Source organism: Kitasatospora setae KM-6054 (assembly GCF_000269985.1).
GTDB lineage: Bacteria > Actinomycetota > Actinomycetes > Streptomycetales > Streptomycetaceae > Kitasatospora > Kitasatospora setae.
The window spans coordinates 4,476,822-4,494,794 of the sequence record NC_016109.1; the positions used below are offsets into that span (position 1 = coordinate 4,476,822).

Genomic DNA, 17,973 nt, shown 5'->3' on the forward strand with positions numbered 1-17,973 from the left:
CGGGACGGCCCGGCCGCTGCTTGTGAAGGGCCGAACGGGGAGCGGATCATCTGCTTGTCCGAAAACACCCACCCCCGCGCGTCCACTCCGATAAGCATCGTGGATACTGCCTTTGTGAACGTGTTCACGTTCACAAGCGGACAAGCTTGGGCGGGTATGGCACGCCTGGGTGCTACATGTGCCTTGTATCCCGTTATGCGCACAACCGAGAGAGGGCGCAGTGGACCTAGCAGTCGCTCACGAGACCATCTCGCGATGGCAGTTCGGCATCACCACCGTCTACCACTTCCTGTTCGTGCCCCTCACGATCAGCCTGGCCTCGATCGTGGCCGGACTGCAGACCGCCTGGGTCCGCACGGGCAAGGAGAAGTACTTCCACGCCACCAAGTTCTGGGGCCGGCTCTTCCTGATCAACATCGCGATGGGCGTGGTCACCGGCATCGTCCAGGAGTTCCAGTTCGGCATGAACTGGTCCGACTACTCCCGCTTCGTCGGCGACGTGTTCGGCGCCCCGCTGGCGATGGAGGCGCTGATCGCCTTCTTCTTCGAGTCCACCTTCATCGGCCTGTGGATCTTCGGCTGGGACCGGCTCCCGAAGAAGGTCCACCTGGCCTGCATCTGGCTGGTGGCGATCGGCACCGCGCTGTCCGCCTACTTCATCCTGGCCGCCAACTCCTGGATGCAGCACCCCGTCGGGTACAAGATCGACCCGGCCACCGGCAAGGCCCAGCTCACCGACATCGTCCGGGTGCTGACCCAGAACACCACCGTCGTCCAGGTCTTCCACACCCTGACCGCCGCCTTCCTCACCGGCGCCGCCTTCGTGGTCGGCATCGCCAGCTACCACCTGTGGCGGGCCAAGCGCGGCAAGGAGGCCGACCGGCGGAAGACCGCCGCGATGCGCACCTCGCTGCGGGTCGGCCTGGCCATCGCCGTGGTGGCCGGCCTGGGCACCGCGATCAGCGGCGACACCCTCGGCAAGGTGATGTTCGAGCAGCAGCCGATGAAGATGGCCGCCGCCGAGGCGCTCTGGGACACCCAGGCGCCCGCCCCGTTCTCGGTGTTCGCGATCGGCGACGTCACCCAGGGCCACAACTCGGTCGAGCTGGAGATCCCCGGGATACTGTCCTTCCTCGCCCACAACGACTTCTCCTCCTCGGTGCCCGGCATCAACGACACCGCCGCCGCCGAGGCCGCCAAGTACGGCGGGCAGCCCGAGGACTACATCCCGAACATCTTCGTCACCTACTGGGGCTTCCGGCTGATGATCGGCTTCGGCATGACGTCCTTCGTCGCCGCGCTGATCGGCCTGTGGACCACCCGCCGGACGTTCTGGCTCGCCCCCGAGCACCGCACCGGCGAGGACGAGCCGCCGAAGCTGATGCTCACGAAGAAGCGCGAGATGAACGTCTTCCTCACCCGGTGGAGCTGGCGGATCGGCATCCTCACCATGGGCTTCCCGCTGCTCGCCAACAGCTTCGGCTGGATCTTCACCGAGATGGGCCGCCAGCCCTGGGTGGTCTTCGGCCTGATGCGCACCCGCGACGCGGTCTCCCCCAACGTCACCGTCGGCACCCAGGTGGTCGGCCTGGCCACGCTGACCGCGCTCTACGCGATCCTCGCCGTGATCGAGGTCAGGCTGCTCGCCAAGTACGCCGCGGCCGGCCCCGACACGTCCGAGCGGCCGCCCGCGAAGGACCCGACCCTGCGCGGTCCCTCCGACGACGAGGACGCCGACCAGCCCCTCGCCTTCGCGTACTGAGGACGGATCACATGCACCTGCACGACCTCTGGTTCATCCTGATCGCCGTCCTGTGGATCGGCTACTTCTTCCTGGAGGGCTTCGACTTCGGCGTCGGCATCCTGACCCGGACGCTGGCCCGGAACACCGCCGAGCGCCGCGTCCTGATCAACACCATCGGCCCGGTCTGGGACGGCAACGAGGTGTGGCTGCTGACCGCCGGCGGCGCCACCTTCGCGGCCTTCCCCGACTGGTACGCCACCCTGTTCAGCGGCTTCTTCATCCCGCTGCTGCTGATCCTGGTCTGCCTGATCGTCCGCGGCGTCTCCTTCGAGTACCGGCACCAGCGCGACGGCGAGCGCTGGCAGCGCAACTGGGAGCTGGCGATCTTCTGGACCTCGCTGCTGCCCGCCTTCCTGTGGGGCGTCGCCTTCGCCAACATCGTGCACGGCGTCGACATCGACCGGGACAAGAACTACGTCGGCACGCTCTGGGACCTGCTCAACCCGTACGCGCTGCTCGGCGGCCTCACCACCCTGGTGCTGTTCACCTTCCACGGCGCGGTGTTCGCCTCGCTCAAGACCGCCGGCGAGATCCGGGTCCGGGCCCGCGCCCAGGCCACCGGCCTCGGCCTGGCCACCGCCGTGCTCGCCCTGGTCTTCCTGGTCTGGACGCAGGCGCACTCCGGCAACGGCTGGAGCCTGGCCGCCCTGGTGGTCGCCGTCCTCGCCCTGCTCGGCGCGCTCGGCGCCAACCGGCTGGCCCGCGAGGGCTGGGCGTTCGCGCTCAGCGGCCTGACCGTGGTGGCCGCCGTCGGGATGCTCTTCCTGTCGCTGTTCCCCGACGTGATGCCCTCGACGCTGAACCCCGACTGGTCGCTGACCGTCTCCAACGCCGCGTCCTCCGGCTACACCCTCAAGGTGATGACCGTCGTCGCGGCGGTCTTCACCCCGCTGGTGCTGCTCTACCAGAGCTGGACCTACTGGGTCTTCCGGCGCCGGATCGGCGTCCAGCACATCCCCGCCGCCCACCACTGACCCAGGAGCAGAACCCGATGGAACGCCGGCAGCGGACGCGTCCGATCGACCCCCGGCTGCTGGCGCACGCCCGCACCACCCGCGCCTTCCTCGCCGGCACCGTCGTGCTCGGCGGGGCGGGCGCGCTCCTGCTGGTGGCGCAGGCCGCGCTGATCGCCTCGTTGGTGGTCGGCGCCTTCCAGGACGGCCGCTCCACGCTCTGGGGGCAGCTGCTCGGCCTGGCCGCGGTCACCCTCGGCCGGGCGCTGGTCGCCTGGCTGACCGAACTGACCGCGCACCGCTCGGTCGCCACCGTGAAGTCCGCGCTGCGCCGCCGGCTGCTCGACCGCGCCACCGCGCTCGGCCCCGGCTACCTCACCGGCCGCCGCACCGGCGACCTCGCCACCCTCGCCACCCGCGGCGTCGACGCCCTCGACGACTACTTCGCCCGCTACCTGCCGCAGCTCGCCCTCGCCGTGGTCGTCCCGGTGGTCGTGCTGCTCCGGATCCTCGGCGCGGACTGGGAGTCCGCCGCGATCGTCTGCGTCACGCTGCCGCTGATCCCGCTGTTCATGATCCTGATCGGGTACGCCACCCAGGCCCGCACCGACCGCCAGTTCGCCGGACTCTCCCGGCTCTCCCACCACTTCCTCGACGTGGTCGCCGGCCTGCCCACCCTCAAGGTCTTCGGCCGGGCCCGCGCCCAGGCCGCCGCGATCGGCCGGATCACCGAGGACTACCGGCGGGCCACCCTGCGCACCCTGCGGCTCGCCTTCGTCTCCTCCTTCGCGCTGGAACTGCTCTCCACCCTGTCGGTCGCCCTGGTCGCCGTCTCGATCGGCTTCCGGCTGGTGCGCGGCACCCTCGACCTGGAGACCGGCCTGCTGGTGCTCGTCCTCGCCCCCGAGGTCTACCTGCCGATCCGCCAGGTCGGCGCGCTCTACCACTCCAGCGCCGAGGGCCTGGCCGCCGCCGGGAGGATCTTCGAGGTGCTGGAGACCCCGCTGCCGGCCGCCGGCACCCGGCCCGCGCCGGCCGGCACCGGCATCCGGGTCGAGGACCTCACCGTCCGCCGCCCCGGCCGCCCCGGCGACACCCTGGCCGGCGTCTCGCTGGAGGTCCCCGCCGGGCGCACCACCGTCCTCACCGGCCCCAGCGGCGCCGGCAAGACCACCCTGGTCGACGCCCTGCTCGGCTTCGTCCGCCCCGACGGCGGCCGGATCCTGATCGACGGGCAGGACCTCGCCGACACCGACCCGGCGAGCTGGCACGCCCGGATCGCCTGGCTCCCGCAGCACCCGCACCTGTTCGCCGGGACGGTCGCCGAGAACGTCCGGCTCGCCCGCCCCGACGCCACCGACGCCGAACTCGCCGCCGCCCTCGCCGCCGCGCACGCCGACTTCACCACCCCCGACACCCGGCTCGCCGAGAACGGCCACGGCCTCTCGGCCGGCCAGCGCCAGCGCCTCGCGCTGGCCCGCGCCCTGCTCGCCGACCGCCCCGTGCTGATCCTCGACGAACCCACCGCCCACCTCGACCCCGTCACCGAGGCCGCCCTCCTCGACACCCTGCGCGCCCTCGACCGCACCGTCCTGCTGATCACCCACCGCCCGGCCCTCACCGCCCTCGCCGACCACCACGTCCACCTGCCCGGCCCGGCGGCTCCGCCGCGGGCGCGCGAGCGGACGCACCACCAGGAGCGCCCGGAACCGCGCGAAGCGGAAGGCACCGTCCCGCTGCCCCGGCCCGAAGAGGAGCCGCTCCCCGAGCGGGCCGTCCGGCAGCGCGTCCCCCGGTTCCGGCTCGCCGTCCTGCTCGGCGCCCTCGCGCTGGGCTGCGCCGTCGCGCTGATGGGCACCTCCGGCTGGCTGATCTCGCGGGCCTCGCAGATGCCGCCGGTGCTGTACCTGATGGTCGCGGTGACCTCGGTGCGGGCCTTCGGGATCGGCCGGAGCGTCTTCCGGTACGCGGAGCGGCTGGTCGCGCACGACGCGGTGCTGAAGGCGCTCGGCGGGGTGCGGACGGCCGTCTACCGGCGGCTGGAGCGCCTCGCCCCGGCCGGGCTGCCGCAGTTCCGGCGCGGCGACCTGCTCTCCCGGCTGGTCGCGGACGTCGACGCGGTGCAGGACTTCCACCTGCGCTGGCGGCTGCCCGCCGCCGTCGCCGCGACGGTCTCGCTGGGCGCGGCCGCGGCGCTGGCCCTCTTCCTGCCGGCGGCCGGCCTGCTGCTGGCGCTCGGCCTGCTGCTGGCGGGCGCGGGCGTCCCGGCGCTGGAGCGCCGGATCTCCGGCCGGACCGAGCGCCGGCACGCGCCCGCCCGGGGCGAACTGGCCACCGCGGTGGTCGACACCCTGACCGGCACGGCCGAGCTGACCGTCGCGGGCGCGCTGCCGGCCCGGCTCGGCGCGGCGGCCGCCGCGGACGGCGCGCTGACCCGGCTGGCGGCCCGCTCGGCCGCCGCGGGCGGCCTCTCGGCCGGGCTGGTGGCGCTGGTGTCCGGCCTGACGGTGGTCGCGGCGGCGGCGGTCGGGGTGCGCGGGGTGGCGTCGGGGGCGCTGCCGGGAGTGTGCCTGGCGGTGGTGGTGCTGACCCCGCTGGCGGCGTTCGAGGCGGTGGCCGGGATGCCGCTCGCCGTCCGGTACCGGGAGCGGGCCCGGGCCGCCCGGGAACGGCTGGAGCAGGTGCTGGCGGCCCCGCTGCCGGTCCGCGAGCCGGACGCGCCGAAGCCGCTGCCGGCCGCCGCGCTGCCGATCACCGTCGACGGCCTGACGGTGCGCTGGCCGGGCGCCGGACGGGACGCGCTGCGCGGCGTCGACCTGGAGCTGGCCGCCGGGCGGCGGATCGCGGTGGTCGGCGCGTCCGGCTCGGGCAAGAGCACGCTGGCGCAGGCGCTGCTGCGGTTCGTCGAGCCCGCCGCCGGGGCGGTCCGGCTGGCGGACGGCACCGACACCCGGGAGCTGGCGGGCGAGGACGTCCGCCGGGTGGTCGGGCTGTGCGCCCAGGACGCGCACGTCTTCGACAGCTCGGTGCGGGAGAACCTGCGCCTCGCCCGGCCGGACGCCGACGAGGCCGCGCTCCGGGCGGCCCTCGACCGGGCCCGGCTGCTGGAGTGGGTCGACGGCCTGCCCGCCGGCCTCGACACCATGGTCGGCGAGCACGGCGCCCGGCTCTCCGGCGGCCAGCGCCAGCGCCTCGCACTGGCCCGGGCCCTGCTCGCGGACTTCCCGGTGCTGGTGCTGGACGAGCCCGCCGAGCACCTGGACGTCCCGACCGCCGACGCGCTGACCGCCGACCTGCTCGCCGCCACCGCGGGCCGCACCACGCTGCTGATCACCCACCGGCTGGCCGGGCTGGACGACGACGCGGTCGACGAGGTGCTGGTGCTGGACGCCGGCCGGGTGGTCGAGCGCGGCCGCTGGTCCGAGCTGGCGGGGCGGCCGGGCGGGCGGCTGGCGGAACTGGTCGAACGGGAGCGGGCGGGCGAGCGGGTGGCCGCGGGCGAGCGGGTCGCGGTCTGACCGGGTCGGTCGGGTCGCGGCCTGATCGGGTCGGTCGGGACAGGACGCCACGGGGAATGGGGCAAACCATGACAGACGTGCACACTGGTGACATGCAGACGCCGGACCAGCCGGACGCCGAGGGCGAACGGCCGCGCATCCCCGAGATCTCCTCGCTCGGGCTCGACACCCTGGTCACCGAGGTCTCCGAGCGGCTGCAGTCGGCCGCCGCGGTGACCGACCGGATGCAGCGCCTGCTGGAGGCGGTGGTGTCGGTCGGCGCGGGCCTGGACCCGCACGCCACGCTGCAGCGGATCGCGGCCGGCGCGGCCGAGCTGGTCGACGCCGACTACGCCGCGATGGGCGTGGTGAACCCGAACGGCAGCGGCCTGTCGGACTTCATCCACATCGGCATCGACGACGCGACCGCCGCCGAGATCGGCCACCTGCCGACCGGCCGCGGCATCCTGGGCGCGCTGATCGACGACCCGCGCCCGCTGCGGCTCACCGACCTGTCCACCGACCCGCGCTCGGTCGGCTTCCCGCCGCACCACCCGCCGATGGTGTCCTTCCTCGGGGTGCCGATCCGGGTCCGCGGCGAGGTGTTCGGCAACCTCTACCTGACCGGCAAGAAGGGCGGCGGCGCGTTCACGCCCGAGGACGAGCAGGTGGTGCTGGCGCTCGGCGCGGCGGCGGGCGTGGCGATCGAGAACTCCCGGCTGTACGAGCAGGGCCGCCGCCGCGAGCGCTGGATCACCGGCGCGGCCGCCGTGACCACCGCGCTGCTCTCCACCGACGAGGCGCAGATCGCGCTCACCGTCGCCGCCGAGCAGGTCCGCGAACTCGCCGACGGCGCCCTCGGGATGATCCTGCTGCCGGCCGGCGAGGACCGGATGCGGGTCGCGCACGCCTCCGGCGAGCAGGCCGGGCACCTGACCGGCGAACTGCTGCCCGAGCACGGCTTCGCCCCCCGGGTGCTGGCCGGCGAGGCGGTCTACCTGGACGACCTGGCGACCGCCCCGGAGACCTCGTCCGACGCCCAGTTCGACCGGCTGGCAAGGGAGTTCGGCCCGGCGATGGCGGTTCCGATGGTCTCCGCTGGCCGGGTGCTGGGCGCGCTGTGCGTGTGGCGGCGGGCCGGGACGGCGCCGTTCACCGAGACCGAGCGGCAGCTCTCGCAGACCTTCGCCGCGCAGGCGGCGCTCGCCCTCCGGCTGGCCGAGTACCAGCGCAACCAGCAGCGGCTGGCGGTCTTCCAGGACCGCGACCGGATCGCCCGCGACCTGCACGACCTGGTCATCCAGCGGCTGTTCGCCACCGGCATGATGCTGGAGTCGGCCGCCCGCCGGGCCGCCGTCCCCGAGGTGCAGGAGCGGATCGGCCAGGCCGTCGACGAGCTGGACGCCACCATCCAGGAGGTCCGCACCACCATCTACGCCCTCCAGCACGGCGACACCGACGACCAGCCGGACACCCTGCGCACCCGGGTGCTGCGCGAGGGCAGCCAGGCCGCCGCCGCGCTCGGGTTCAAGCCCACCATCACCTTCACCGGCCCGGTGGAGAGCCTGGTCGGCGAGAAGACCTCCCGCCAACTGCTGGCCGCGCTACGGGAGATGCTCTCCAACACGGCCCGGCACGCGCGCGCCTCCCGGGTCGCCGTCGAGCTGGACGCCACCGTCCACCTCGGTCCGGAGGGCCGCCCGCTCTCGCCCTCCCGCACCGGCCCGCCCGGCGTGCTGCTCACCGTCACCGACGACGGCGTCGGCATCCCGCCCGGCGGCCGCCGCTCCGGCCTGCGCAACCTCACCCGCCGGGCCGAGGCGCTCGGCGGCGACGCCTGGCACGAGCCCGGACCGGGCGACCGGGGCACCCGGGTCCGCTGGACCGCCCGGCTCTGACCGGGACCGCCCGGCTCCGAGCCCGGGCCTGCGGGCATCGATCCGTCCGGGCCGGCGGGCATCGATCCGTCCGGACCGGGAAGGCGCGGCGCATGGGAGAGATCAGGGTCGGCGCCTGCTCCTGGACGGACCGCGCACTCGTCGCCGGCGGCTGGTACCCGCCGGGGCGGCGGGACGCCGAGGGCAGGCTGCGCCACTACGCGACGAGGTTCCCGCTGGTCGAGGTCGACGCCACCTACTACGCGCTGCCCAGCACCCGCAACAGCGCCCTGTGGGCCGAGCGCACCCCCGCCGGCTTCCGCTTCGACGTCAAGGCGTTCTCGCTGCTCACCGGCCACCCCACCCGGGCCGCCGCGCTGCCCGCCGACCTGCGCCCGGTCCGGCGGGACGACCCGGGGCTGCTGGACGAGGTGTGGGCCCGGTTCAGCGGCGCGCTCGAACCGCTGCGCGCGGCCGGACGGCTCGGCACCCTGCTCTTCCAGTTCCCGCCCGGGCTGGCCCCGGGCGCCCCGGCCCGGGCGGTGCTGCGGGCCTGCCGGGAGCGCACCGCCGGGTGGCCGCTGGCGGTGGAGTTCCGCCACCCCGGCTGGTGGCGGCCGGAGCAGGCCGACGCCACCCGCGCCCTGCTGGCCGGGCTGGACGCGGCCGCGGTGGCGGTGGACACCGCGCAGGGCCTGCCCGGCTCCGTCCCGCCGGTCGCCGAGGTCACCTCCCGGGACCTCGCGGTGGTCCGCTTCCACGGCCGCAGCCCGGCCTGGGGCACCGGCTCCAAGGAGGACCGCTACCGGCACGACTACGCGCCGGCCGAGCTCGCCCCCTGGGTGGAGCGGATCCGGGCGCTGGCCGACCGGGCCCGGGAGACGCACGTCCTGTTCAACAACTGCTGCGGCGACGCCGCCGTCCGGGCCGCCGAGACGATGGCCGGCCTGCTGGCTCCGCTGGGGACGGTGGTCAGCCCAGCAGGGTCTCGATGACCGCGGCGACGCCGTCCTGCTCGTTGCTGACGGTGTGCCGGGCGACCGCGGCCAGCACCAGCGGGTGGGCGTTGGCGACGGCGTAGGACTGGCCGGCCCAGGCCAGCATCTCCAGGTCGTTGGGCATGTCGCCGAAGGCCACCACCTCGGCCGGGCCGATGCCCTGCTGGGCGCACCAGCGGGCCAGGCTGCTGGCCTTGGTGACGCCGGGGGCGCTGATCTCGATCAGCGGGATCGGGCTGGAGCGGGTGACCTCGGCGCGCGGGCCGACCACCGCCCTGGCCCGGTCCAGGAAGGCGTCGGGGGAGAGGTCCGGGTGCTTGCCGAGCACCTTGAACAGGCCGTCCACCAGCCCGGCGGCGAGCAGCTCGGCCGCCGGGCCGACCGCGTGCTCCTTGTCGGACTCCCACATCGCCACGTTGTACTCCGGCTCCCGGGCGAAGCCGCCGGGGAACTCGAACGCGAAGGCGGTGCCCGGCAGTTCGGCCCGCAGCAGCTCCACCACGGCGAGCGCGCCGGCCGGGTCGAGCGGACAGGTCTCCAGCAGTTCGCCGCGCCGGACGTCGACCACCGCGCCGCCGTTGGAGCAGATCGCCACGCCGTGGCCGCCGATGTGCGGGCCGAGGTGCCGCATCCAGCGCGGCGGCCGCCCGGTGACGAACACCACCTGCACCCCGGCGGCCTCCGCGGCGGCCAGCGCGGCGGCCGTCCGGGCGGTCACCGTGCCGCCGGAGCACAGCAGGGTGCCGTCGAGGTCGGTGGCGATCAGGCGGGGGCGCGGGGAGGCGGTCATCCGTCCATCTTCGCGCACTCCCCGGGGAACCGGTCCCGTTCGTGCGGACGGGACCGGTTCCCCGGGGACGGGCTCAGGCCGCGACGTTCAGGGTGACCGCGGCGGTGTGCAGCGTGCCGCCGGTCTGGAACTGCAGGAACAGCCTCCAGTCACCCGGCTTCGGCAGCTCGGCGTGGAACGCCAGGGTCGGGCCGCCGCCCGCGCCCTCGACGGCCTTCGCCTCCGGGTGCAGGTGCGCGAACGCCCGGTCGCCGGCGTGGAAGGCGGTCAGGTGCGCGTACGTCTCCAGGTACGGCTGCAGGTCGGTGACCGGCTGCCCGTCCCTGCTGACGGTGACGGTCAGCTCCCCGGCCGTCCCGGCCCTCGGTGCGCCCGCGACGGTCACCGTGTAGCCGTCCGCCGTGGTGCTGCCGGCCGCCGCGGGCAGCGGCACCGGCTCGGCCTGCCCCGGCACCGTCACCGTCCGGCTGAGCACCAGGCCGGTGCCCGCGCCGCTGCCCGCGCCCGGCACGAACGAGGCGTACATCCGCCAGTCGCCGGGGGCCAGCGCGGCCAGCGGGGCGGTCCAGCCGCCGTCCGCCGCCCGCACCGGGTGCAGGTGCTGGAAGCCGGACAGGTCGGCGCGGATCGCGTAGAAGTGCATCTCCTTGGTGGTGTCGGGCCGGTACGAGGTGAGCACCCGGCCGTCCGGCCCGGTCACGGTGAACCGGTACTCGGAGCCGGCCAGCGCGCCGTCCAGCCGGTAGCCGCCGCGCTCGGCGGCCAGGCCGTCGGCCCCGGCGGCACCGGCCGGGGCGGTGCCGTGGTCCATGCCCTCCATGCCGCCCATCGCGGCCATGTCGTGGCCGGTGGCGGACGCGGACGCGGGGGCGGGGGTGGTCGGGGCGGTGCCGTGGTCCATGCCGCCCATGCCGCCGCTGCCGCAGGCGGCCAGGGTCAGGGCGAGCACGCCGGCCGCGGCGGCGGCGAGCAGGGCGCGGCGGGTCCGGTGGGAGGTGGTCAGGGGGGTGGTCAGGGGGGTGGTCGTACGGGTGCGGGTCATCGGGGGTTCGCTCCAGGGTGCGCGCGCGGGTGCGCGGTCGCGGACAGGACGCGGCGCCCGGCCGGCCGCGGACGCGCGGAACCGGCCGGGTGGCGCCCTCACCTGCGGGCGACGCAGACCCGGAGCAGGACGTCCCGCCCGTCGTCCGGCGGGGCCCGCCCGCCCCGCTCGGCCCCGGCCCCGCCGGGGGCGGCGAGCGGCGGCAGCGGCGGGTGCGGCGGCAGGGCCGCGCCCGGGGCGGGCACCGGCGCGCGGTCACGGGCCTGGGTGGAGACGCAGCCGGACGCCGAACTCCCGTGCCGCACGGGCACGGTGGCGCTCGCCGGGTCGGCCCCGGGCCGGGCGCTGCCGACCGCCGGCGCGTGGTGCGGGGCGGGGGCGGCCGCCATCGTGGGGTCGGCCGCCGGCGCGTGGTGCGGCGCGGGGACGGGGGCGGCGGGGTGGCAGCCGGTGGCGCTCGCCGGGCTGCCGTGCATCAGGAACAGTCCGAGCAGCAGGGCGCACAGCACCGCCCACCGGGCGGCCGTCCGGCCGGCCGGTGCGGGGCCCGTGGTCCGCGCTGTCCGCTCCATTCCGCTCACCATACCCCTGCCCGGTATGCGAAAGGGCGAGATCGGCCCACCGGCCCGGGCCGCACCGGGGCAGGTCCGGGTCCGCCGCGGTTCCGGTTCCGGTCCCGGTTCCGGCCCCCGAACCCGACCCGGGCGCCTAGAGTTTCGTCCACGGAGCAGGCCGGGCGCGGACCGGCCACGGACCGATGGGGACGGGCGGGGGACGTGGCGAACACAGGCATGGGCGGAGGGCCGGGCTCCGGGAGCACGGAGTACTGGCAGGCGATGGCCGACGCCGCGGAGCGGGAGGCCCGCCGCAGGCGGAAGCTGCTGCTCGGCGCGGCCGTCGCCGCCGCGGCGGTGCTCGGCGCGGGCGCCCTGGTGCTGGTCCTGGTCCTGCCGGGCGGCGGGCCGGACGGGCCGGACCGGCCGAGCGGGCCGAGCGTGCGGGCCGCGAGCAGCGCGCCGCCGCCCGAGCCGTCGGCCGCCACGCCCAGGCTGACCCTTGGCCCGACCGCGTCGCTCGGCACCACCGGCGGGTACGACGGCCAGGCCCTGCTGGTCACCGGCAACGCCGACGGCTACGCCGAGGCGGAGGGCGCGGCGCTCGACACCGGCGCCGACTTCACCGTCTCCGCGCTGGTCCGGGTCGACACCGACAGCGGCCCGAAGGCCGCCGTCTCGCAGAACGCCGCGGCGTTCTCGTCCTTCTTCCTCGGCCGGGACGACGCCACCGACACGGTCCGCAACCGCTGGGTCTTCAAGGTCCAGACCGACGCCGAGGTCGGCAGGAGCGTCGCCGCGGTCTCCGCCGCCGACACCGTGGCGGGCCGCTGGACGCTGCTCACCGGCGTCTACAGCAAGCAGGACGCCACCATCGCGCTGTACGTCGACGGCGTCCTGGCCCAGACCTCGCCGGCGCCGCGGATCATCCCCAGCACCGGCCCGCTGGAGTTCGGCCGGATCCGCTCCAGCGGCATGTGGGTGAAGCCCTGGAACGGCGCGATCGCCGACGTCCGGCTCTGGAAGCGGGCGCTGACCGCCGAGCAGGTCGGCGCGCTCAAGGACGCGAAGCCCGGCCCGCCGACCCCGTTCGAGCGCTTCCTGGCCCCCGGGGCGTCCGCCGCCCCCTGAGCCCTGAGCGCTGAGTCCATTCGGTGGGCCCAGCGGACGGCACCCGTCCCCGAGGGCGTGGGGGCGGGTGCCGTCGCGGTGTCAACCAGCCTGTCAGCCGAGGTTGTTGACCTTCTTGTACTCCAGCGCGTAGGCCAGCTTGCCCGGCTTGGCGTCGGTGTACGGCTTGCTCAGCTTGTCGAACTCGCCCTTGTTGGCGGGCTTCCCGGCGTTCCACTGGTCCAGCGCGGACAGGTCGCCGGCCGTGAAACCGCTGTCGACCGGGGCGGTCTTCGGGAGCGCGGTCATCGCCTGGGTGGTGCTCTTCACGGCGGCCAGGTAGCTCGCCAGGTCGTTCCGGTCCCAGGTGGAGAGGTCGACCGGCGCGGCGTCGCGGATCCAGCTGCCCCAGTAGAACTCCTGGAACGGCACCGAGTTCTGGGTGTAGCCGATGTCGCGGCCGAAGTAGAGCAGGCTGCGGTAGGTGTCGTCCTGGAAGTTCGCCAGGCCGACCGAGGTCGGCAGCTTGTTGGTCTTGACCGGGCGGCCCTCGGGGTCGCTCAGGTAGACCCACTTCTCGGCCCGCATCCGGGCCCAGAAGTCCTTCTGGGTCAGCGTGCTCAGGTTGGCCAGCACCCGCAGCCGCACGTGCAGGTCCGCGCCGCCGTCCGGGGTCTCGTAGAACGAGGTCAGCGTGTGGTGGCCGTCGGTCAGGAACGGCTCGCCGCCCGGGCCGATCACCACGGTCTTCATCGCGGCGGTGCTGCTCGCGGTCTCGGCGCCCACCGGCAGCGCGCAGGTGAACGAGGACGGGTCGTCCAGCCGCGCGCCCGGCTGCGCGGCGACCGCCTCGACCCGGCCGTCGGCCTCGCACCAGTCGCTGAACTTCTTGTTGATCGCGTCCTTGCCCAGCGTGTAGCGGCCCAGCTTGTAGTACACCTCGTCGTAGCCGAGCGCGGGCTGGGTCGGGTGCACGTCGCCGATCCGGACGTCCAGCAACTGGCCCGGCTGGGCGCACAGGTACCCGGCGAACGGCGTCTTGCGGTTGTCGTGCCCGCAGAACGACGGGCGCTCACCCGGCGCACCCGGCGCGGCGAACGCGGCCGGGGCGGTGGCGGCGACGGTGGCCAGGGCCGCGCCGACCGCCAACAGCGGCACGGCGGACGGGACTCGAAGACGCATGGCACTCCCTGCGAGATGGCTTGATCCGGGCCGTGAGCGTCCCAGCGACCGGCCAACACCCGGGGACGCCGCCGTGGACTCCCGGAGAACGCGGGCGGACGATCCGCCACCCCGGCCGCACGGAATGCCGGACCACCTGGACCTCACCGCCGCCACCGGCCCCGCCGGCGTTTCACCCGGACGAGGCCGTCGGGACGCGCGCTGCTCCCGCGGGCTCTCTCACCGCCGGCCGCCCGCGGCGAGCTCGCCGAGGCGCTCGCCGATCACCGAGACGCCCGGGCGGGGCTCGTCCGCGTAGTACCAGGGCTTGCGCCGGCGCAGCAGTTCCTCACCGTGCTCGGCCCAGGTGAATCCGGGCTGCCGCAGCAGCTTCCGGAAGACCGTGTCGGCCGTCCCCGGGTGGGCGGCGGCCAGGCGGCGGATCGGCAGCGGCGCGATCGACTCCTCGCGCAGGTACACGCGCAGCAGGTCCTGGTGCTTCCGCCGGCCGGTCAGGTGCGGGTCGGCGAACAGGTCCCGCAGCATCCCGTAGTCGGCGTAGAAGTTGAGCCCGTCGACCTCGTCGTAGATGACGCCGACGGTGTTCGCCGCCGCCGGCCCGGGCGGCAGCTCGAAGACCGGGAAGTCCGCCCCGGGAAGTCCGCCCCCGGGAAGCCGCCCGCCCCGTCCACGGCCGGGGCGCGCGGCGGGGGCGGCCTCCCACCGGTGCCGGTAGTAGGCGTTGAGCAGCTCCTCGGCCGCGGCGGGGGACAGGACGAGTTCGTCGCCGCCGCAGAACTCGACGAAGGCGGCCCGGTCCTCCCGCATCTGCTGCCAGCCCTGCTCGACCTTCTCGGGATTGCGGAAGACCAGCCGGGGCTCGCTGACCGCCAACCGCAGCGCGGCCTCGGCGATCTCGGCGGCGTACGCCCTGGGGTAGTGCTCCATGGCCCCGGAGACCAGCCACGCCCCGCCGGCGGGGAGGAGGGGCACCAGGCAGGTGAGCAGGAATCCTCCCTTGGAGACCCCGCGAAAGGCGGCCCGCCCGACGTTCGAGTACGTGCGGTACTCCAGGTCGTCCAGCAGGTTCAGCAGGACTACGGCATCCTCGTCCTTGCGTCGGACCTCGAAGATTCCCTCGACCGGGTCACGCCAGCCGAGCAGCAGCTCCCGTTCGGCCTCGGTCAAGTCCCGCCGTCCGGTGACGAACCGGTCCACCACGGTCGAACCGTCCGGCAGGCGGTACCGCAGCAGGAAGCGGTCGATGATCCGGATCGCCTCGGTCTCGTCCAACTCCCGCCCCGGGCCGGCCGCCTCCAGCAGCAGCGGCGTCAGCCACCGGTCGAAGCGCGCACTCTGCCCGAAGGCGACCAGCTCACCCTTCAACTCGGCCGAGCGTTCGACGAGATCGGCGAGCAAGCGCGTATCCATGTCCACGGCACCACGCTAGCGGGCACACGGCCACCACCCCTCGGCCTTGCCGGAACCTCCCCCGCCGGCGGCTCACGCGCAGGGCCGGCGCCGACGTCGGCGCCGGCAGGACGGGTTTCGAGGACGGCTTCTGGGAGTACCGGATGAAGCCCGAGTACGAGCAGGATTTCCCGCCCGACAATCCCGAGCGTCGACGCCTCCATTCCAACGATCTCACCTACTGGGGAAATTTCCGTCAATTAGGGACAGAAGAAGTTTCCCGCGTGGTCGTGGAACACGTCGAAGATCTCGCCGGCCTGAGCTTTCAAGTCGGAAAACCCAAGGGTGAGGACAGTCGGGAACTGGTCAATTCCGGATGAGAAAATTCGCTCTAGGCTTACGCGAAGATGGAGCGCTACGATAAGATCGACAAGCCCGGCGGAGGTCACCACTTTTTCCATCGGAGGAAATGATGCCAGCCTCCCCGGAGGATTCGAGAAGGCTGCTCCTGGAAGCGGCCGGCCTCACCGTCCTCGGCACGCCGGACGCCACCGGCCTGCCCTCCCCGGGCGAGGTCTGGCCGTCGGTCTCCGGTTTCCTCGTCGAACCCGACGCCACCGTCGCGCTCAGCGCCCCCGACTGGGCCGCACGGGTCGACGAGCACTGGCTGCGGCTCTCGCGGGAGTCCGGACTGTTCGCCCCCGACGGGACCTTCCTCATCCACGTCGGCGGCCGCGGCATGGGCTGCCTCGGATGGGCCCTGGTCCGCCGGGACGACGACGCGCGCTTGGCAGCGCACCTCACCGACGGCCCGCAGCAGCCCGAGTTCGTCACCATGGCGCGCGACGGCCGCACCTCCTGCGGCGTGACGACCGAGGAGTACGACATCTGGCTGGTGCGCTCCGCCCCCGTCCCCGTAGAAGCCGGGCAGGTGATCGGGTGATACCCGGCGAGGCCCGTGAACCGCTCAGGATCCCGGTGGACGACGTGAGGTGACGTGACCCGGAGATTTCCCTGGCGGACTTCCGGCGGTTCCTGTCCGCGCACCGACGAGGAGTCGGGACGCCCTGGACGGCCCGCGCGCCTTCGGCCTCGACCCCGTCGGCCGGGTCGTCTCCGTGCAGTCCCCGAGCGGAACGAGAGCTACGCCTACGACGCCGCCGGCAGCCTCATGACAACCTCCACCGCTACTACAACCCTGAGACGGCCCGGTACACCAGCCCCGACCCGCTCGGTCTCGCTCCGGTGCTCAACAACGAGACCTACGTCCACAACCCGCACACCTGGAGCGGCCATCTCGGGCTCTCTCCGCACCGGGGAGACCGTCGCTCCGGCCGGCCGGAGACCCCCAAGCCGCCCGAACTGGTCACCATCCGACACTTCACCAACAAGGAGAGCTAGCGGAGCAGTAGGAGGGGTTCGATGGAGATCAGTGGATTCTCGACGGATTTTGTGATCGATTCCTCGTTCGAGGAATGCGTGATCCGTTTCGCCCGGGCGCAGCGCGAGCGGTGGCCGGCCCTCTACTTCTGCGGCGCACCCGCCGCCGATGCGCTGGATGCCGGATGGCGGCCGGCTGTCGACCCCGACGAGGAGTATCCGGAGATCCTGACGTTCTCCAGCGGGGCGCCGATGGAGGAGTTCTGGGAAGAGCACGGGTACGCCCTGGACGAGAAGGGGGAGGGCCCCTTCTCGCTCTTCTACAGCTTCCACCGGGCCCGGATCGGTGCGCGGCTGGAAAACGTGGACACGGAGAACGAGGAAGTGGGCCGGTCGGCCGCAGGCACCGAACTGGTGCTGTCCAAGTTCTTCCTGGTCTCCCTCGTTACTCCGGCGAACCCCGAAGACGACGGCTTTTCCCGGGGCGTACTCGACGACTTCCGGCGTGCGTTCGAAGCCTGACCCGCGGCGTCCCGCGGCGTCCCGTGGCGTTCGCGACGGAGCGGATCCGGTTGGGGACGCTGGTGACGTCGGCCAAGCCTCGTTCGCCCATCACGGTCTGACTTGCGAAGACGCGGCAGGTCGTCGGATGGGACGCTCAGATCGGCTCGACTGCCACCCGCGGATGGCAGAGTCGGCGGAGATCGTCGGTGTCGCTCGTGACCACGGTGACGTCACCGCGTTCGAGGTGGGCCGTGGCCGCGAGCATCGCGTCGATGGCGTACTTGCGACCGTGCAGCCCTTCGGCTGCGAGGAGCTTGCTCGCGGCGCGTGCGATCTCCTCCGTGACGGTGCGCACCTTGGCCAGCGAGACGGCGTGGTCGAACGCTGCCTGCGGCACTTTCGGATCGCGGGCCTCCACCAGGGTCGCCGCACTGGTGACGACCAGAAGGTCGAGGTTGCGGGCGACGTCCAGCCAGACCGTCATGTCACGGTGGCGGCGGGAGAGCTTGGAGAGTGCTTCGCTGTCGAGAACGAGCGTTCCGCTCACGCGGCGTCCGCCGGAGCCGAGTTGTCGCGGTGGGCGGCGTGGTGGGCTCGGATGCGTTCGGCCCTGGCCGCCACTTCGGCCGGGTCGACAGGGCCGTGCTCCGCTTCGGCGGTGGCGATGTACTCGTCGATGGCTTCGCGCTGGAGCTGCCGCTGCACGGCCTCCTCGATGTACGAGGAGACGCCCTGCTTCCCGGCGCGCGCGCGAATCGCCTCCAGCGTCTCGGCGCGCAAGGAGACACTGGTGACACGGGTCTTGCCGGAGCGAGGCGTATCCATGGAAAAAGTGTAGTACATCACTTGTGAAGATCGGTCCCCTGTGCTGCCTTCGTTCCAGCACTCGAGCC

General features: G+C 73.9%; 17 protein-coding genes. 10 read left to right on the forward strand and 7 right to left on the reverse strand.

The features are described 5' to 3' along the window. Positions 1–220: 220 nt before the first annotated feature. The 5 genes from KSE_RS19830 (at position 221) to KSE_RS19850 (ending at position 9,126) form a co-directional block, all read left to right on the forward strand. The gene (locus KSE_RS19830; protein WP_014137119.1) at positions 221–1,762 is read left to right on the forward strand and encodes a cytochrome ubiquinol oxidase subunit I; all 1,542 of its coding nucleotides are present in this window, start codon (positions 221–223) and stop codon (positions 1,760–1,762) included. An 11-nt stretch (positions 1,763–1,773) separates the two neighbouring features. After that, positions 1,774–2,778: a cytochrome d ubiquinol oxidase subunit II gene (gene cydB, locus KSE_RS19835; protein WP_014137120.1), complete on the forward strand. Its 1,005-nt coding sequence runs from the start codon at positions 1,774–1,776 to the stop codon at positions 2,776–2,778. A gap of 17 nt (positions 2,779–2,795) precedes the next feature. Next, positions 2,796–6,275 carry a thiol reductant ABC exporter subunit CydD gene (cydD, locus tag KSE_RS19840; protein ID WP_014137121.1) on the forward strand — a complete coding sequence of 1,160 codons (3,480 nt, stop codon included), beginning with the start codon at positions 2,796–2,798 and terminating at the stop codon, positions 6,273–6,275. A 92-nt stretch (positions 6,276–6,367) separates the two neighbouring features. Further along, on the forward strand, positions 6,368–8,152 hold the full coding sequence (locus KSE_RS19845) for a sensor histidine kinase (protein ID WP_014137122.1): 1,785 nt from the start codon (positions 6,368–6,370) through the stop codon (positions 8,150–8,152). A 92-nt stretch (positions 8,153–8,244) separates the two neighbouring features. Then, the gene (locus KSE_RS19850) at positions 8,245–9,126 is read left to right on the forward strand and encodes a DUF72 domain-containing protein (protein WP_014137123.1); all 882 of its coding nucleotides are present in this window, start codon (positions 8,245–8,247) and stop codon (positions 9,124–9,126) included. Here the strand turns inward: KSE_RS19850 and KSE_RS19855 are convergent. The 3 genes from KSE_RS19855 to KSE_RS19865 form a co-directional block, all read right to left on the reverse strand. Beyond that, positions 9,104–9,919: an HAD family hydrolase gene (locus KSE_RS19855; RefSeq protein WP_014137124.1), complete on the reverse strand. Its 816-nt coding sequence runs from the start codon at positions 9,917–9,919 to the stop codon at positions 9,104–9,106. The genes KSE_RS19850 and KSE_RS19855 overlap by 23 nt on opposite strands. Before the next feature lie 73 nt (positions 9,920–9,992). Then, a complete protein-coding gene (locus KSE_RS19860; RefSeq protein WP_014137125.1) occupies positions 9,993–10,961 on the reverse strand; it encodes a hypothetical protein in 969 nt (322 codons plus the stop codon). 98 nt (positions 10,962–11,059) lie between these two features. After that, entirely contained in the window at positions 11,060–11,533 is a 474-nt protein-coding gene (locus KSE_RS19865) for a hypothetical protein (protein ID WP_051055286.1), read from the reverse strand. A gap of 264 nt (positions 11,534–11,797) precedes the next feature. On the opposite strand from KSE_RS19865, the gene KSE_RS19870 reads away from it, so the two are divergent. Then, the gene (locus KSE_RS19870; protein ID WP_033257667.1) at positions 11,798–12,646 is read left to right on the forward strand and encodes a LamG domain-containing protein; all 849 of its coding nucleotides are present in this window, start codon (positions 11,798–11,800) and stop codon (positions 12,644–12,646) included. Positions 12,647–12,739: 93 nt separating this feature from the next. Here the strand turns inward: KSE_RS19870 and KSE_RS19875 are convergent, their stop codons facing one another. Beyond that, on the reverse strand, positions 12,740–13,807 hold the full coding sequence (locus tag KSE_RS19875; protein WP_033257666.1) for a ParB-like protein: 1,068 nt from the start codon (positions 13,805–13,807) through the stop codon (positions 12,740–12,742). Positions 13,808–14,026: 219 nt separating this feature from the next. Further along, positions 14,027–15,217, reverse strand: coding sequence for a hypothetical protein (locus KSE_RS19880; protein ID WP_041293900.1), 1,191 nt, complete (start codon positions 15,215–15,217; stop codon positions 14,027–14,029). A 143-nt stretch (positions 15,218–15,360) separates the two neighbouring features. Here KSE_RS19880 and KSE_RS42225 point away from each other — a divergent pair, with 143 nt between their 5' ends. The 4 genes from KSE_RS42225 to KSE_RS19895 all read left to right on the forward strand — a co-directional run bounded on the left by KSE_RS42225 (position 15,361) and on the right by KSE_RS19895 (position 17,098). Continuing rightward, complete coding sequence (locus KSE_RS42225; protein WP_148283122.1) at positions 15,361–15,576, forward strand: hypothetical protein; 216 nt, start codon at positions 15,361–15,363, stop codon at positions 15,574–15,576. Between the two features lie 92 nt (positions 15,577–15,668). Then, entirely contained in the window at positions 15,669–16,139 is a 471-nt protein-coding gene (locus KSE_RS19890) for a hypothetical protein (protein ID WP_033257663.1), read from the forward strand. Positions 16,140–16,231: 92 nt separating this feature from the next. Next, complete coding sequence (locus KSE_RS45880) at positions 16,232–16,597, forward strand: RHS repeat-associated core domain-containing protein (RefSeq protein WP_237419322.1); 366 nt, start codon at positions 16,232–16,234, stop codon at positions 16,595–16,597. Between the two features lie 21 nt (positions 16,598–16,618). Further along, the gene (locus KSE_RS19895; RefSeq protein WP_033257662.1) at positions 16,619–17,098 is read left to right on the forward strand and encodes a hypothetical protein; all 480 of its coding nucleotides are present in this window, start codon (positions 16,619–16,621) and stop codon (positions 17,096–17,098) included. A 136-nt stretch (positions 17,099–17,234) separates the two neighbouring features. Here KSE_RS19895 and KSE_RS19900 read toward each other — a convergent pair whose 3' ends face one another. Next, the gene (locus KSE_RS19900; RefSeq protein WP_014137133.1) at positions 17,235–17,627 is read right to left on the reverse strand and encodes a type II toxin-antitoxin system VapC family toxin; all 393 of its coding nucleotides are present in this window, start codon (positions 17,625–17,627) and stop codon (positions 17,235–17,237) included. Next, a complete protein-coding gene (locus tag KSE_RS19905) occupies positions 17,624–17,905 on the reverse strand; it encodes a hypothetical protein (protein WP_231873189.1) in 282 nt (93 codons plus the stop codon). Before KSE_RS19905 ends, KSE_RS19900 begins: the two co-directional genes overlap by 4 nt. Positions 17,906–17,973 lie beyond the last annotated feature (68 nt).

Excerpts from the sequence above, each read along its gene's own strand:
- cydB (WP_014137120.1), top strand. The coding sequence starts at position 1,774 with ATGCACCTGCACGACCTCTGGTTCATCCTGATCGCCGTCCTGTGGATC.
- cydD (WP_014137121.1), top strand. The coding sequence starts at position 2,796 with ATGGAACGCCGGCAGCGGACGCGTCCGATCGACCCCCGGCTGCTGGCG.
- KSE_RS19845 (WP_014137122.1), top strand. The coding sequence starts at position 6,368 with ATGCAGACGCCGGACCAGCCGGACGCCGAGGGCGAACGGCCGCGCATC.
- KSE_RS19850 (WP_014137123.1), top strand. The coding sequence starts at position 8,245 with ATGGGAGAGATCAGGGTCGGCGCCTGCTCCTGGACGGACCGCGCACTC.
- KSE_RS19855 (WP_014137124.1), bottom strand. The coding sequence starts at position 9,919 with ATGACCGCCTCCCCGCGCCCCCGCCTGATCGCCACCGACCTCGACGGC.
- KSE_RS19860 (WP_014137125.1), bottom strand. The coding sequence starts at position 10,961 with ATGACCCGCACCCGTACGACCACCCCCCTGACCACCCCCCTGACCACC.
- KSE_RS19865 (WP_051055286.1), bottom strand. The coding sequence starts at position 11,533 with ATGGAGCGGACAGCGCGGACCACGGGCCCCGCACCGGCCGGCCGGACG.
- KSE_RS19870 (WP_033257667.1), top strand. The coding sequence starts at position 11,798 with ATGGCCGACGCCGCGGAGCGGGAGGCCCGCCGCAGGCGGAAGCTGCTG.
- KSE_RS19875 (WP_033257666.1), bottom strand. The coding sequence starts at position 13,807 with ATGCGTCTTCGAGTCCCGTCCGCCGTGCCGCTGTTGGCGGTCGGCGCG.
- KSE_RS19880 (WP_041293900.1), bottom strand. The coding sequence starts at position 15,217 with ATGGATACGCGCTTGCTCGCCGATCTCGTCGAACGCTCGGCCGAGTTG.
- KSE_RS42225 (WP_148283122.1), top strand. The coding sequence starts at position 15,361 with ATGAAGCCCGAGTACGAGCAGGATTTCCCGCCCGACAATCCCGAGCGT.
- KSE_RS19890 (WP_033257663.1), top strand. The coding sequence starts at position 15,669 with ATGCCAGCCTCCCCGGAGGATTCGAGAAGGCTGCTCCTGGAAGCGGCC.
- KSE_RS19895 (WP_033257662.1), top strand. The coding sequence starts at position 16,619 with ATGGAGATCAGTGGATTCTCGACGGATTTTGTGATCGATTCCTCGTTC.
- KSE_RS19905 (WP_231873189.1), bottom strand. The coding sequence starts at position 17,905 with ATGGATACGCCTCGCTCCGGCAAGACCCGTGTCACCAGTGTCTCCTTG.